The organism is Streptomyces sp. NBC_00568 (assembly GCF_026341855.1).
Taxonomy (GTDB): domain Bacteria; phylum Actinomycetota; class Actinomycetes; order Streptomycetales; family Streptomycetaceae; genus Streptomyces.
The window spans coordinates 5,779,461-5,793,289 of record NZ_JAPENW010000001.1 but is presented as its reverse complement, the minus strand read 5'-3'; the positions used below and the strand labels follow the sequence as shown (position 1 = coordinate 5,793,289).

General features: G+C 71.5%; 13 protein-coding genes. 8 read left to right on the top strand and 5 right to left on the bottom strand.

Translation table 11 applies throughout. The annotated features are described in order from the left end of the window. The first annotated feature begins 63 nt into the window (after positions 1–63). Together OOK38_RS25165 and OOK38_RS25160 are read left to right on the top strand one after the other, a co-directional pair. Positions 64–1,302 (top strand): DUF1343 domain-containing protein, encoded by a 1,239-nt coding sequence (locus OOK38_RS25165; RefSeq protein WP_266756931.1) that lies wholly within the window; start codon positions 64–66, stop codon positions 1,300–1,302. 126 nt (positions 1,303–1,428) lie between these two features. Next, positions 1,429–2,751, top strand: coding sequence for a serine-threonine protein kinase (locus OOK38_RS25160; RefSeq protein WP_266756933.1), 1,323 nt, complete (start codon positions 1,429–1,431; stop codon positions 2,749–2,751). A gap of 50 nt (positions 2,752–2,801) precedes the next feature. On the opposite strand, the gene OOK38_RS25155 is transcribed toward OOK38_RS25160, so the two are convergent. Further along, on the bottom strand, positions 2,802–5,594 hold the full coding sequence (locus tag OOK38_RS25155) for a penicillin acylase family protein (protein ID WP_266756935.1): 2,793 nt from the start codon (positions 5,592–5,594) through the stop codon (positions 2,802–2,804). A 288-nt stretch (positions 5,595–5,882) separates the two neighbouring features. On the opposite strand from OOK38_RS25155, the gene OOK38_RS25150 reads away from it, so the two are divergent. The 3 genes from OOK38_RS25150 to OOK38_RS25140 all read left to right on the top strand — a co-directional run bounded on the left by OOK38_RS25150 (position 5,883) and on the right by OOK38_RS25140 (position 8,579). Next, positions 5,883–6,485: a hypothetical protein gene (locus tag OOK38_RS25150; RefSeq protein WP_266756937.1), complete on the top strand. Its 603-nt coding sequence runs from the start codon at positions 5,883–5,885 to the stop codon at positions 6,483–6,485. 150 nt (positions 6,486–6,635) lie between these two features. Then, on the top strand, positions 6,636–7,382 hold the full coding sequence (locus OOK38_RS25145; RefSeq protein WP_266756939.1) for a 3-keto-5-aminohexanoate cleavage protein: 747 nt from the start codon (positions 6,636–6,638) through the stop codon (positions 7,380–7,382). 90 nt (positions 7,383–7,472) lie between these two features. Beyond that, positions 7,473–8,579 carry an RNA ligase (ATP) gene (locus tag OOK38_RS25140; protein WP_266756941.1) on the top strand — a complete coding sequence of 369 codons (1,107 nt, stop codon included), beginning with the start codon at positions 7,473–7,475 and terminating at the stop codon, positions 8,577–8,579. 178 nt (positions 8,580–8,757) lie between these two features. Here the strand turns inward: OOK38_RS25140 and soxR are convergent, their stop codons facing one another. Then, entirely contained in the window at positions 8,758–9,312 is a 555-nt protein-coding gene (gene soxR, locus OOK38_RS25135) for a redox-sensitive transcriptional activator SoxR (protein WP_266756943.1), read from the bottom strand. A 106-nt stretch (positions 9,313–9,418) separates the two neighbouring features. On the opposite strand from soxR, the gene OOK38_RS25130 reads away from it, so the two are divergent. Further along, entirely contained in the window at positions 9,419–9,880 is a 462-nt protein-coding gene (locus tag OOK38_RS25130; RefSeq protein ID WP_266756945.1) for a MaoC family dehydratase, read from the top strand. Positions 9,881–9,962: 82 nt separating this feature from the next. Here OOK38_RS25130 and OOK38_RS25125 read toward each other — a convergent pair whose 3' ends face one another. From OOK38_RS25125 to OOK38_RS25115, 3 genes are all read right to left on the bottom strand, one after another. Further along, positions 9,963–10,589, bottom strand: coding sequence for a TetR/AcrR family transcriptional regulator (locus OOK38_RS25125; protein WP_266756946.1), 627 nt, complete (start codon positions 10,587–10,589; stop codon positions 9,963–9,965). Positions 10,590–10,685: 96 nt separating this feature from the next. Continuing rightward, positions 10,686–10,940, bottom strand: coding sequence for a YiaA/YiaB family inner membrane protein (locus OOK38_RS25120; RefSeq protein WP_266756948.1), 255 nt, complete (start codon positions 10,938–10,940; stop codon positions 10,686–10,688). A 65-nt stretch (positions 10,941–11,005) separates the two neighbouring features. Then, positions 11,006–12,157: an acyl-CoA dehydrogenase family protein gene (locus tag OOK38_RS25115; RefSeq protein WP_266756950.1), complete on the bottom strand. Its 1,152-nt coding sequence runs from the start codon at positions 12,155–12,157 to the stop codon at positions 11,006–11,008. Between the two features lie 89 nt (positions 12,158–12,246). Here OOK38_RS25115 and OOK38_RS25110 point away from each other — a divergent pair, with 89 nt between their 5' ends. Then, the gene (locus OOK38_RS25110; RefSeq protein WP_266756952.1) at positions 12,247–12,888 is read left to right on the top strand and encodes a TetR/AcrR family transcriptional regulator; all 642 of its coding nucleotides are present in this window, start codon (positions 12,247–12,249) and stop codon (positions 12,886–12,888) included. 89 nt (positions 12,889–12,977) lie between these two features. Then, the gene (locus tag OOK38_RS25105) at positions 12,978–13,703 is read left to right on the top strand and encodes a helix-turn-helix transcriptional regulator (RefSeq protein WP_266756954.1); all 726 of its coding nucleotides are present in this window, start codon (positions 12,978–12,980) and stop codon (positions 13,701–13,703) included. Positions 13,704–13,829 lie beyond the last annotated feature (126 nt).

Here is a 13,829-nt window from a genome sequence, read left to right as displayed (position 1 = left end):
GAACTTCCCCCGGCAGCCCTTAGCGTGCCTGTGCCAACCTTCCGCGATCACGGAGGTCACACCATGCGCATGTCCCGACGGTCACTGCTGGTGGCCGGTACCGCCGCGGCGGCCCTGACACCCCTGCCCGCCGAGGCCTCCGAGCACACCGGCCACCGGCTCCGCACCGGCTTCGAGCGCCTCGCCGGGGCCGGGTACGCCCAACTCGGCGGCGAGCGCGTCGGCATGGTCACCAACCCCACGGGCGTCACCCGCGACGTCCGGCACATCGTCGACGTGATGCACGCCGACGACCGCGTGAACCTGGTCGCCGTCTTCGGCCCCGAGCACGGCTTCCGGGGCACCGCGCAGGCGGGCGGGTCCGAGGGCCGCTACGACGACCCGGCGACCGGACTCCCGGTCTACGACACGTATCTGAAGAGCGGTCAGGCACTCGCCGACATCTTCACCGCCTCCGGTGTGGACACCGTCGTCTTCGACATCCAGGACGCGGGAGCCCGCTTCTACACCTATATCTGGACGCTGTACGACTGCATGGAGGCGGCGCGGCTCGCCGGCAAGCGGTTCGTGGTGCTCGACCGGCCGAACCCGGTCACCGGCCGCGCGGCACAAGGCCCGGTCCTGCACAAGGAGTTCGCGACCTTCGTCGGACGTCAGCCGATCGCGCAGGCGCACGGCATGACGGTGGCGGAGCTGGCCCGGCTCTTCAACGGGGAGTTCCTGGCGGCGCCCGTGGAACTGGACACCGTACAGATGTCGGGCTGGAAGCGCGGGGAGTTCTACGACGCCTGGGGACTGCCCTGGGTGCCGCCGAGCCCGAACATGCCGACGCCGGACACCGCCCTGGTGTACTCGGGTACGTGTCTCTTCGAGGGGACGAACCTGTCGGAGGGGCGCGGTACGACGCGGCCGTTCGAACTCCTCGGCGCGGAGGGCGTCGACGGGAGATGGGCCGCGGCGGTCGGTGAACTGGCTCTGCCCGGTGTGCACTTCAGAGAGGCGTACTTCGCTCCCACCTTCTCCAAGTTCCAGGGCAAGACCGTCGGGGGTGTCCAGATCCATGTGCACGACCGGGCGGCGTTCGAACCCGTCCGCACCGGAATCGCCCTGCTGGTGACCGCCAGGAAGGTCTGGAGCGGTTTCGCCTGGCGCTCCGACAACTGGATCGACAAGCTGACGGGCTCGACGCTGGTGCGCACGATGATCGACGCGGGCGCGCGTACCGACGAGGTCGTGGCGGCCTGGCAGGACGAGCTGGAGGCCTTCCGCAAGGTCCGCAAGCACTACCTCATCTACAAGTGATCCGCCACCCTCTTCCACGGACGAGTGACGGATACGCGATGGATGAGTCGTGACGTCTGGCCAACTTTCCCCGCCGGGTGGACGATGCGCCCATATCGCACCGCCCGCGGGGTCAGGGGGCCTGTCATGACGCATCCGGCAGTGAGTGTCTCTCCCTACTGGGAGCTGACGTTCGACGCGGACGGGGACGCCGACGGCCGCGAGCGGGACCGGTGGATCAAAGAGGTGCCGCGACGCGGGGTCCGTGACCTGATCGTCTTCACGCACGGCTGGAACAGCGACCGTTCGGGGGCCACCCGCCTCTGCAGCCGCTTCTTCGAACCCCTCCCGGAGCTCGCGCCGACCGCGCGCCTCGGCTACGTGGGCGTGATGTGGCCCTCGATGCGCTTCTCGGACGAGCCGATCCCGGACTTCCCCAGATCGGTGGCGGTCGACGTCGCTCCCGAGGTGCCGCCGGCTCTCGGCAAGAACACCCGGCACGCGCTTCTGGAGGTGTTCCCCGGCCGCGCCACCGTGGTCGAACAGATCGGCCGGCTGCTCGAGCAACAGCCGGACGAGGGAGCCTCGCTGGAGGAGTTCGGCCGTCTCGTACGGCTGCTCGTCGAGGTCCGGCCGCAGGGGCCGCAGACCTCCTTCGCGGCGGACACCCTGGCGGCGGGTGTGCCGGAGAGCGACCCCGAGATGCTCTTCGGGGACACCGCGACGGTGTGCGGCGATTTCGCGCGGGCGCTCGCCGAGGCCGAGAACCCCGGTGCCGCCACGTTCGCGCTGCCCCGGCTCTGGGACGGGGCCCACGAACTGCTGCGCCAGGCCACGTACTACGCGATGAAGCGGCGCGCGGGCACCGTCGGTGAGCGCGGGCTCGGGCGGGCGATCGGCCGGCTCGCGGCGGCGGCGCCGGACGTGCGCGTGCATCTGGTCGGCCACAGCTTCGGCGGCCGGCTGGTCTCCTTCGCGCTGCGCGGGCTGCCTCCGGGGGTGCGCACGGTGAAGTCGGTGACGCTGCTCCAAGGCGCCTTCTCGCACTACGCGTTCGCGGCGCGCCTGCCGCACGACGCGCGGGCGAGCGGAGTGCTGGACGGACAGCACAACCGGATCGACGGCCCGCTGGTGTGCTGCTACTCCGCCTTCGACTCGGCGCTCGGCACGATCTACCCGCTGGCCTCACGGATGGCGGGCGACTCCCGGTCCGTCGCGGCGGGCTTCGGCCTCGGCCGCGCGCTGGGCGCGAAGTGGGGCGCGATGGGCCACGACGGGGTGCAGGCGGTGCCGGGGACCCGGACGTTCACGCTCGCGGAGGCCCTGCGCACCCGGCTGCCGGTCTCGGGATGCGTGAACGTCGACGCCGGCGCCGTGGTGCGCCGGGGCGGGGCCCCCTCGGGCGCGCACAGCGACATCTGCCATCGCGAACTCGCGCGGTTGGTGCTGGCGGCGGGCCGCGTCCGCTGACCCGCCGCCGCTCTCCGGTGCCGGCCGCCCCTACCGGCGCCGGTCCGTGGTCACCGGTGTGAGGTGTACTCGACGACCTGCTGGTAGGTCGGCCGGTTCTGCCAGCTGATCTTGCCGTGCTTGATGCCGCCGAGCGTCCGCTGGACGATCGAGTCGGCGCACCACTGGTCGCCCGCCGAGCACTGGTCGTCGCCGGGGTAGACGGTGGCCGCGGTCTTGCCCGCCGCCTCCTTCAGGGTGCTGATCAGGGTGTCCCGGCAGGCACTGAGGCTGCCGGCGCCGCAGTACTTCTGCGGCAGACCGCCCTGCACGGTCTCCCCCAGCACCGCCCGGATGTCCTTGTCGACATAGCTCCACCAGCCGTACTGGAAGGAACTTCCGGCGTGCGAGCCGGTCGGTCCGTGCCCGGCCGACGGCGCCTCGTCGATGGGGAGGTTGCCGCCGAACGCGGTGTAGAGGTCACTGCCGAGTCCGGGCTGGAACTCCGCCTTCACCAGCAGCGGCCACCAGGCGTCGAGGATACGGACCGCGTCGGCGTCGGCGTACGTGTGCGACCCGGCCGAGGTCTCCTTGCGTCTGGCGCCGGCCGTCACCCACGCGGACAGCTTGCCCACCGCCGCCGCGGCCGTGGAGTCCGTGACCGGGGAGCTGTTGACGACCTTCAGCAGGTCGGGGAGCACGTCCTCGGCCCGCAGATCGGCGAGCGCCGCGTCGGCCATCGCCTTCACCAGCGCGGACCTGGTCACACCGCCCGCCGCGACCAGCTTCGCGACCCGGTCCTCCAGCAGGTCGCCGCGGTGCACGGAGCCGTTGCCCCAGGAGGCCGTCGTGTAGTCCTTGGCCTGTTTGTTGTTCCAGGAGATGTAGTAGTCCTGGTCCACCGAGTTGGGGTGCGCGGACGCGGGGGTGTAGGAGGCGGTGTTCGTGGCCGGGTCCCAGTTCCGCCAGTCGTAGTCGGCCCGCGCCCACACGGGGAACTCGGCGTCGACCCCGCTCGCCCGCACCGGGTTGTCGCCGCTGTTGTAGTACGCGGTGTGCGCCGAGTCGGCGTAGAACCAGTTGAAGGTGTAGTTGATGTGCTCCGTCGCGCTCCGGAAGGTCGCCGGACTCTTCACGTAGTCCGGGTCGTTGAGCATCTGGAAGCCGATGATCGAGTCGGCCTCGTGCATGAAGGAGGAGCGCAGGGTGGTGTACGCGACCTTCTTGCCGCCCACGGTCGCGCGGTAGGCCACGGGACCGTACTTGGTCCGGTAGACCTGCATCCGGTACGAGCCGGCCGCGGTGCCGTCGGCGACGGTCGGCTTCCAGGAGTTGGTCCGCTCGACCTTGTCCATCGCCGTGCAGGTGCCGTGGTAGAGGTAGTGGTAGTCGTCCTGGCACAGCTCGACGGCGTAGGTGTCGATGATGTCCTGGCCGGAGGTCGTCGCGCTCCAGGAGTAGTCCTGGCCGCGGCCGAGTTCGACGTACATGCTCAAGCCCGCGAAGGAGGCGCCGCGGGCGCTGAGGCCGGGTCCCTGGATCTCCTGGAGCATGAGCAGCTGTGGCGCGAAATAGCCGGTCTGCGGGCCGAAGACGGCGATCGGGTGGCCGCTGGCGGTGTGCTTGCCGCTGACCACGAGGGCGTTGGACATACCGCGCTTGGCCGAGGTGAGCGACGTCTTGGCCGCCGCGGCCGTGGCGCTGGTGGCGCTCGCGGTGGCCGCGCTGCCGGTGCGGTCGTAGACGAGCTGCTCCTGGGTCACCGAGCCGGCGTCGGGCAGGGCCTCGCCCTGCGGGCTGTCCGGCTTGCCGGCGTACGGGAAGCTCTCGCCGTTGTGGACGGTGAGCGCCGCTTCCGGGTCGTTGCGCTCGCGGAAGGACTCCCAGACCTGGGTGCCCTCGGCCACGCCGTACTTGGACTGGGCGGCGAGCAGCGAGATGGCGTTGTTGACCTCGCCGCCGCCTCCGGAGCCGAACAGCGAGCCGATGACGGAGGCCAGCGCGACCAGGTCGGTGAGCTTGAAGTGGTCGATGGTGCCGGCGTTGGTGATGGAGTCCTTGTGGCCGGTGAGGACGTATTCGCCGGGGAAGTACCGGCCGCTGTCGGAGGCGTCGATGTAGGCGTTGATGCCGTCGACGTAGGCGTTGGCGTCGGCGAGGGCCTGGGTGCCACGGGCTCCGGCGCTGTTGGTCGCGCTGTCTATCTGGGCCTGCAGATCGGCCTCGGTGTAGGGCGCGTTGCGCCAGAACTCCTGCTCCAGGCCCTGGTTGGAGGGGGCGCCGCCGGCGAAGCCGGTCAGCTGGCCGCGTCCGACGTGCCGGAAGACGTCCATCAGCCACAGCCGGTCCTGGGCGGCGGCGAATCCGGCTCCGTACTCGGTGCCGTAGCGGGTGGTGCCGGTGATGTGCGGGACGCCCGTCTTCTTGTCGCGGACGATCGTCACATCGGTGCGGCCGCCGGGCTTGGTGGTGGAGGCGACCTGGTCGGAGGCGACGCCGAAGGAGGCGTCGTTGAAGAAGTCGTTGATCTTGGCGTCGGTGAGGGCCGCATAGCCGGAGGCGAGGTTGCCGTAGGGGGCGAGCTGGTCCTCGGCGTGGCTTGGCTGGGTGCCGAAGGCCTGGTTGAGCAGGATCTGGGCGAGGGTCGCGTTGCCGTTCTCACCGGGCGGCAGGATGTCCGAGCACCGGCCGCCGCAGTAGTCGTTCGCGGCGGCCTCGGCCGAGGTGTCGGCGGCGGCCGCCGGGGAAAGCGGCGACAAAAGACCGGCAATGAGCACGCATAGGGATGCTGCCTTGAGGAACTTGGGGAATCTGCGGGGAGTTCTCAGTCTGTCCAAGGTGGTGCGTGGGGTGCTCGGTGGCATGTCAGCTCCTACCGACGGGGGGTGGGCCGGACGTTACCGCCGGTATCCCCGAGTTTGAAGATGAACATGCGTCAGTTTTTGGGATTCATCGCGAGCGCGGGGGCCGGTCGACAGCCGGCTGACAGCAACGGGAGGTAGGCCGAGGGCACTCGGCGGGCGGTTCGCGGCGGTCATCGGAAAATTGGATGGAGCCGAATCGCTTGTCGATACGTCTACTCGACGACGTCCGTACGAGACGACGCCGAAGTGACCGGAGTGCAGGTGCAGGTGTGACGGAGGTGCAGGACGATGGCCGGTTTCCGGAGTCTGGCGAGACAGGTGCGAGATCCGAGGTGTGATCTGGCACTGCGGAGGTACTCCCTACGCAAGTGCCTGGAGAGGTTCGCCCCTTACGGGCATCGGGCGACCTGGGACCATCTGTGCTCCCGGGCCGGGTTCGGTCCGGAGGACCGGTCCCCCGACCCGGCGCGGCTCGTGGCCGCACTGGAGGAACTGGAGGAGGCCCGCTCCGTCTGGCTCGCCTACGAGGTCGAGTTCGCGCAGCGTCGCAAGAAGGAGAAGCACGACGGGCTGCGCAGGCCGGGCAGTGTCGACGACTGGCACCGGCTGACCTGGGGCGGGTTCGGTGTCGCATGGTGCGACAACCCCCGTGTCCACCCCCATGAATCACTGGCCGAGGTGCTGCGCCGGCTGATCGCCGCCCTGGAGCGCGAGCCGGGCGCCGTCTGCCCGGTCTGCACAGGTGAGCGCCTGCTCTGGATGTACGACCTGGCCCACGAACCGTCGTCGGGTCCCGTCTGCACGAGCTGCGGAATCGTGGTGCCGCGGCCCGTCCTGACCCCGGAAGCCCTGGCGGGGGCCAGGCGCGGCCGGCTGCTCGTGTCGGCGTGAGTGCCCCGCCGGGCCGGGCGGCAGGGACTCCGCCGGGCTGAGCGGCATGGGGCAGGGAGCTGCGGGTGAGCCGTCGGCCGCGGAGGGTCCGTGGCCGGGCACGCAGTTCCCGGCGCCCGATTGTCAGTGGTGTCCGGCACCATCGGGGGCATGGTGCAGGTCTGTCTGAACGGAGCGCGCGGATCGGCCGACGGCGCCGTCGTGCCGATGTCGCCCGGGGCGATGGCCCGATCCGCGGCCGAGGCGGTCGCGGCCGGCGCCTCGGACATCCATGTCCATCCCAAGACCCCGTGCGGACGGGACACGTTGGCGCCCGGAGTGGTGGCGGCGACGCTCGAAGCGATACGGGCGCGGGTGGGCGTCCCGGTCGGAGTGACCACCGGCGCCTGGGCCGAGCCCGATCCGGTGGCCCGGGTCGATCGCGTCCGCTCCTGGACCGTGCTGCCCGACCACGCCTCGGTGAACTGGCACGAGCCCGGCGCGGACGAGGTCGCGGCGGCACTCCTGGACCGCGGGATCGGCGTGGAGGCGGGCATCTGGTCCGGCACGGACGGCGCGGCCCGGTTCCTGGCGTCGCGGCTCGCGCCGCGGGTCCTGCGCGTCCTGGCCGAGGTGACGGACACCTCGCCGCGGACCGCCGAGGACTCGGCCCACGCCCTGCTCGCCGCGCTCGGCACCGCGTCCGGCCGCCCCGTCCTGCTGCACGGCGAGGACGGCGGCGCCTGGCCGGTGCTCCGCCTGGCGGGACGGCTGGGCCTCGCCACCCGGACCGGCCTCGAGGACACCCTCGTACTCCCGGACGGGGAGCGGGCGTTGTCCAACGCTCGGCTGGTGACGGAGGCACTCGCCCAGTACGGGGCGGCCCGGCGCCCGCCGCCGACGGGACGGAGCCGCTGACGGTAGCAGCCGTAAATCCGCTGGTTCCAGCCGTTTCCCCTGCGGAGAGTTGGGGGCGATGAAACACGGCTGAGCAACCTGGAGTTCCCCATGTCGACGCTGCGCGTGACCGCCGAAGTGCTGACCATCCATGAGCATCCGAACGCCGACGCGCTCGAACTGGCCCAGGTGGGCCTGTATCGGGCCGTGGTCGCCAAGGGCGCGTACCGCACCGGCGAGCGGGCCGTCTACATCCCGGAACAGTCCGTGCTGCCGGCCGGACTGATCGAGGAACTGGGGCTGACCGGGCGGCTCGCGGGCAGCGCGTCGAACCGGGTCAGGGCGGTGCGGCTGCGCGGCGAGCTGTCGCAGGGCATCGTGTGCCGTCCCGAGGCGCTGGCGGACGTGGACCTGGCGCGGGCCGCCGAGGACGGCACGGACTTCGCGGAGATCCTCGGCATCGTGAAATGGGTGACGCCGATCCCGCCCACCATGGACGGCGACGTCGAGTCGGCACCCGATCTGCTGCCCTGGGTCGACATCGAGAACATCCAGCGCTACCCGGACATCTTCGTCCCGGGCGAGCCCGTCGTCCTGACGGAGAAGCTGCACGGTACGGCCTGTCTGCTGACCTACCTCGCCGACGAGGGCCGCGTCCACGTCTCCTCGAAGGGCTTCGGCTCCAAGTCCCTAGCCCTGAAGGAGGATCCGCGCAATCTGTACTGGCGCGCCGTGCGCGGTCACGGCGTCGCGGAGGCCGCCGCCCGGCTCGCCGCCCGCCTGGGCGCGCGCCGCGTCGGCATCTTCGGCGAGGTGTACGGCGCGGGCGTCCAGGACCTGCCGTACGGCGCCGACGGGCGCCGCGAGACGGTCGGATACGCCGTGTTCGACGTGTCGGCGGAGATCGACGGCGAGGTGCGCTGGCTGGACGCGCAGGAGCTGCTGACGGGCGAACTCCCGCTGGTGCCACGGCTGTACGAGGGTCCGTACGACGTCGAGCGCGTCCTCGAGATCGCCTCCGGCCGGGAGACCGTGTCCGGCCGGGCGCTGCATCTGCGCGAGGGCGTCGTGATCCGCCCCGGGGCTCCCGCCCCCGCCGGGCCGGAGGGAACCCTCGTGGCTGCCGAGCGGTACAGCCCGGTGACCGGCGGACGCGCGATAGCGAAGGCGGTCAGCCCGGCCTATCTGACCCGCAAGGGCGGCACGGAGTACGAGTAGCCCGGGGCGCCCCGGAGTATGCGGGCGGGGCGTCATCCGGCCCGCCCTGCCGGGCCTGTCCACCCAGCCGGGCGGACCGGATGTCGCACGTGCTTGACGGGGCGTGAACGCGCGGGCCGGGCACGGCGGATGGCGCGTAGCCGGACAGCGCGGATGACCGCGGCCGGGCGGGGAAGGGTCAGCGGCAGTCGCCGAGTGGTTCCCGGTCCGGCTCGGGGTCGCATCCCCGGGCCTGTCCCGGGTGCCGCTCGGGTGGCTTCGGTGCCGCCCGGGCGCCGGGCCGCTCCACCATGAGGCGGGAGCCGGCCTGGCGCTCGCCGAAGACGTCGTCGGGGTTGGAGAGCACGCAGTTCTCCAGGGAGAGGCAGCCGCAGCCGATGCAGTCGGTGAGGTGGTCGCGCAGCCGTCCGAGCTGCTTGATGCGTTCGTCGAGTTCGGAGCGCCAGGCCTCCGAGAGCCGGGCCCAGTCCTCCCGCGTCGGGGTGCGCTCCTCGGGGAGTTCGGCGAGGGCCTCGCGGATGGTGGCGAGCGGGATGCCGACGCGCTGGGCGGCCCGGACGAAGGCGACACGGCGCAGCGCGTCACGGTGGTAGCGGCGTTGGTTGCCCGTGGTGCGGCGGCTGCTGATCAGGCCCTTGGACTCGTAGAAGTGCAGGGCGGAGACGGCGGCGCCGCTGCGGGCCGACAACTGTCCGACGGTCAGCTCGTGGATCGTCTCAGGGATCTGGGGCACGCCTCCAACCTACCCACCGCGTCACACGCCCGGTCCGTTGACATGCGCCCCGCGTCCGACCATGCTAAGCAGTCGCTTAGACTTCGAGATGCGGGAGGCCAGGGACATGGCAGAGCCGAGGACGTTCGCGACGGTCGACGAACTGCGGGGCGCCGTGGGCGAGCAGCTGGGGTACACGGACTGGGTCGAGATCGAGCAGAAGCGGATCGACCTCTTCGCGGAGGCCACCGGCGACCACCAGTGGATCCACATCGACCCCGAGAAGGCCGCGGCGGGTCCGTTCGGCACCACGATCGCGCACGGATATCTCACCCTGTCGCTGCTGCCCCTCTTCGGCCCGCAGCTGATCAGCGTCGAGGGCGTGAGGATGGGCGTCAACTACGGGACGAACAAGGTCCGCTTCCCCTCGCCCGTACCGGTCGGCTCGCGGCTGCGCGCCACCGCGACGATCACCGCGGTGGACGACGTGCCCGGCGGCGTCCAGGTGTCCGTGGCCTTCACCGTGGAACGCGAGGGCGGCGACAAGCCGGTCTGCGTCGCGGAGTCGGTCTCGCGCTACTACCTGTGAGACCGGCCCCCACGCCGACGTCTCCGGAACCGGGGTGCTTCCTCGCGTCCGGGATCGGGGACGTCCGCGTCCGGGGCAGGGCTCAGCCCTTGTAGCCCACCATCCGCCGCACCAGGTCGGCGTAGAGGGCGCCGACCTCGTCCGGCGTGCGGGGACCGCCGACGTTGAACCAGCGGGCCACGTCGATGCACAGGGACAGCACGGCGAGGGTGGTGCCGGGGACGTCCGGGACGTCGAAGTCGCCCGCTGCGACACCGTCCTGGATGATGCTGCGCACCTCCGCGTCGACCTGCCGGCGCAGCGCGATGATCTCGGCGCGCGCGTCGGGCCCGAGGGCGTCGAGTTCGTACTGCACGACACGCGCGGTGGTGTGCTGGCCCGCGTGCCACCGCACGAAGGACCGTACGGCGTCGGAGAGCCGTTCGGCGGCCGTGCCCTCGCCCTCGGCCGCGGTGCGCACGATGTCCAGCGCCTTGTCGTGCCCGATCCGGCTGATCCGGTGGAGCAGCTCTTCCTTGGTCTTGTAGTGGATGTACAGCGCGGCCGGGCTCATGCCCGCGCGGCCGGCGATGTCCCGGGTCGTCGTCGCGTGGTACCCGCGCTCGGCGAAGGCCTCCACGGCGGCGACGAGCAGCCGCCGTGCCGCGTCCGGGGTGACCTCGGCCCACGGCTGCATCTCGCCGCCGGGCGTCTCCTGCGCCGCACTCATCGCTGTTCGCCCCTTCTCCACTGACAGGGTGAACACCATACCCCTGAACCTGAGCGGGCGCTTAGTGCCCCTGGCCGGGTCGTGGCCGCGCGGGGCTCAGAGCTTCTCGAACGGGTCGTACATCCGGCCGCCGGGGCGGCTGCCGTCCTGGCGGTCGCGGATCACCTTGGCCAGCGTGAAGGACGACGTCACCAAATACAGGACGGCGATGGCCAGGAAGCCCCGCACCCAGGCGTCGGCCTGGAGTTTGAAGATGCCGAGGGCGGTGGCGGCCATCGCGACGGAGAAGGACGCCACGGCCTGACCGTAGAAGGCCGCCGTGTTCTGCTGTTTGACCGGTGTCTCACTCATGGGACAAGGATCGGCGGACGTGGCCGCCGCCGCATCCGCCGTCGTACTCAGGAACGTACTCAGAGTCAGAACGCGGAGACACCCGTCAGCGCGCGCCCGATGACCAGCTTCTGGATCTGGCTGGTGCCTTCGTAGAGGGTCATCACGCGCGCGTCGCGCAGCAGTTTGCCGGCCGGGTACTCGTCGATGTAGCCGTAGCCGCCGAAGACCTGGAGGGCGTTGTTCGCGGCGCGTACGGCGGCCTCGGACGCGAAGAGCTTGGCCTTCGAGGACTCGGTGGCGAACGGCAGCCCGCGGTCCACGAGATCGGCGACCCGCCAGGTGAGCAGCCGCGCCGCGTCCACGTCGACGGCGATGTCGCTGATCAGCTCCTGGATGAGCTGGTGGTGCGCGATCGTCCTGCCGAACTGCTCCCGCTCGGTCGCGTACCTCACCGCCGCGTCCAGCGCGGCCTGGGCTATCCCGACGCAGCCCGCGGCCACCGACATCCGGCCCTTGGCCAGTGCCGACATGGCCACCGAGAAGCCCTTGCCCTCGGGCGCCATCATGGCGCTCGCGGGCACGCGCACGTCCTCGAAGGCCAGTTCGGCGGTGGCCTGGCCGCGCAGCCCGAGCTTGCCGTGGATGGTGCGGCGGGTCAGACCGGGGGTGTCGGTGGGCACCAGGAAGGCGGAGACGCCCTTGTGGCCCGGCGCGTCCGTGGAGCGGGCGAAGAGCAGCACGACATCGGCCCAGGTGCCGTTCGTGATGAACATCTTGGTGCCGTTGATGACGTAGTCGTCGCCGTCGCGCACGGCCCTCGTCGACAACTGGCCCGCGTCGGAGCCGGTGCCGGGCTCGGTGAGCCCGAAGCAGCCCACGTACTCGCCGGCGGTCAGCCCCGGCAGCCAGCGGCGCTTCTGCTCCTCGCTCCCCCAGTACGCGATGGTCTTGGCGACGAGTCCGAGCGAGACGGAGACGATCCCGCGCACGGAGGAGTCGCCGCGCCCCAGTTCCTCGGTGACCAGGCAGTAGGCGAGGTGGTCGCCGCCGCTGCCGCCGTACTCCTCGTCGATGGTGAGGCCGAGGAAGCCGACGTCGGCGAGCTTCTTCACGATGGACCGGTCGACCTCCTCCGCGCGGTCCCACTCGACGACGTGCGGGGCGATCTCGCGCTGCACGAAGTCCTGGGCGAGCTGCCGGACGGCGGTCTGCTCATCACTGAGCCCAAGGTTCATGCCGAGTCACCCCACAGATAGCGGACATTGAAAGCCGAACATTTAAATTAGCACTGCTAGTTTCCTGATGCAGCCCTACTATGTGCGCCATGGCCCGACCGCGCAAGCCCCTCCTCAGCACCGACCGCATCGTCGAGACGGCACGGGCCCTGGTGGACGCCGAGGGCCTCGCGGCCGTCTCGACGCGCCGGCTCGCCGCGGAACTCGGGGTGAGCGGGCCCTCCCTCTACAACCACTTCCGCACCAAGGACCAGATCCTGGAGGCGGTCGCGGACTCGGTGAGCGCGCTGGTCGACCTGTCGATGTTCGAGGACGGCCGCGACTGGCGGACCGCGCTGCACGACTGGGCCGTCTCCTACCGCGCCGCCCTGCGCGACCACCCGAACATCGTCCCGGTCCTCGCCCGCGGGCCGGGCCGCCGGCCGGCCGGACTGCGGCTCGCCGACGCCGTGTTCGGGGCCATGGTCGACTCGGGCTGGCCGCCGGCCCAGGCCACCTCGATCGGGGCGCTGATGCGGTACTTCATCATGGGGTCCGCGCTGGGGTCGTTCGCCGGGGGCTTCGTGGACGACGAGAGCGCGTACGACCCCGCCGACTATCCGCATCTGGGGCAGGCGCACCTTCTCGCCGAGCAGCAGGAGAAGATCGACGAGCGGGCCTTCGAGACGGGGCTCAGTGCGCTGCTGGACGGCCTCGCGGTGCAGTACACGGGGCTGGTCCGGGAAAGCTGAGCGAGCCGGTCCGGGAAGCCTGAGCGGGCCCGGGTGGCCTGAGCCGGACGCTCGCGATCTTTCGGTGAACGCCGAAGTGTCCATGGCGCATGCTGGACGGCATGACAAGGCCGAAGGATCCGGTCGGGCCGGGGCTCGCCACGCTGGCCGGGCTGATGGCGGACGAGACCCGGGCCGGTTTTCTGCTGGCGCTGCTCGACGGGCGGGCGTGGACCGCCGGTGAGCTCGCGCGGCAGGCCGGCGTCGCGCCGTCGACCGCCAGCGAACACCTGGGCAAGCTCGTATCGGGCGGCCTGCTCACCGAGGAGCGCCAGGGACGGCACCGCTACGTCCGGCTCGCCGACGACCGCGTCGCCCAGCTCGTCGAGGACCTCGCCGCCCATGTGGCACCCGGCGCCGCCGCACGTCCCCGGACGCTGCGGGAGGCCGGCGCGGGTTCGGCGCTGGCGCGCGGCCGGACCTGCTACGACCATCTCGCCGGACGGCTCGGGATCGCCCTCACCGACGCGCTGACCGGCCGCGGACTGCTCCGCCAGGACACCGGGTTCGCCCTCACCGACGCCGGACTGCGGTGGTTCGACGCCGTGGGCATCTCCCTGGACCGCGCCGGACGCCGTCCTCTCACCCGTGCCTGTCTCGACTGGACCGAACGGCGTCCGCACCTCGCGGGCACCGCCGGAGCGGCGCTGTGCCGGCACGCGCTGGACGTCCGGTGGTGCGTGCGCATCGGCTCGGACCGGGCGGTCAGGGCGACCCCGGAGGGCGAGCGCGCCTTCGCGGAACTCCTCGGGATCGAGGCGACGGCGCTGCGCTGAGCCGCGGCCCTTCCGGCGCCTCGCCGTCTCGACCCCCGCGTACCGGATCCGGCCCGGATCCACGCCCTCCTGCTCAGCCCGGACCCTCGGCGTCCTCGTCCGGATCCCGCGGCCCTCCGCTCCCGT

Coding starts and splice junctions, on each gene's coding strand:
- OOK38_RS25165 (WP_266756931.1), top strand. CDS start 64: ATGCGCATGTCCCGACGGTCACTGCTGGTGGCCGGTACCGCCGCGGCG.
- OOK38_RS25160 (WP_266756933.1), top strand. CDS start 1,429: ATGACGCATCCGGCAGTGAGTGTCTCTCCCTACTGGGAGCTGACGTTC.
- OOK38_RS25155 (WP_266756935.1), bottom strand. CDS start 5,594: ATGCCACCGAGCACCCCACGCACCACCTTGGACAGACTGAGAACTCCC.
- OOK38_RS25150 (WP_266756937.1), top strand. CDS start 5,883: ATGGCCGGTTTCCGGAGTCTGGCGAGACAGGTGCGAGATCCGAGGTGT.
- OOK38_RS25145 (WP_266756939.1), top strand. CDS start 6,636: ATGGTGCAGGTCTGTCTGAACGGAGCGCGCGGATCGGCCGACGGCGCC.
- OOK38_RS25140 (WP_266756941.1), top strand. CDS start 7,473: ATGTCGACGCTGCGCGTGACCGCCGAAGTGCTGACCATCCATGAGCAT.
- OOK38_RS25130 (WP_266756945.1), top strand. CDS start 9,419: ATGGCAGAGCCGAGGACGTTCGCGACGGTCGACGAACTGCGGGGCGCC.
- OOK38_RS25125 (WP_266756946.1), bottom strand. CDS start 10,589: ATGAGTGCGGCGCAGGAGACGCCCGGCGGCGAGATGCAGCCGTGGGCC.
- OOK38_RS25120 (WP_266756948.1), bottom strand. CDS start 10,940: ATGAGTGAGACACCGGTCAAACAGCAGAACACGGCGGCCTTCTACGGT.
- OOK38_RS25115 (WP_266756950.1), bottom strand. CDS start 12,157: ATGAACCTTGGGCTCAGTGATGAGCAGACCGCCGTCCGGCAGCTCGCC.
- OOK38_RS25110 (WP_266756952.1), top strand. CDS start 12,247: ATGGCCCGACCGCGCAAGCCCCTCCTCAGCACCGACCGCATCGTCGAG.
- OOK38_RS25105 (WP_266756954.1), top strand. CDS start 12,978: ATGCTGGACGGCATGACAAGGCCGAAGGATCCGGTCGGGCCGGGGCTC.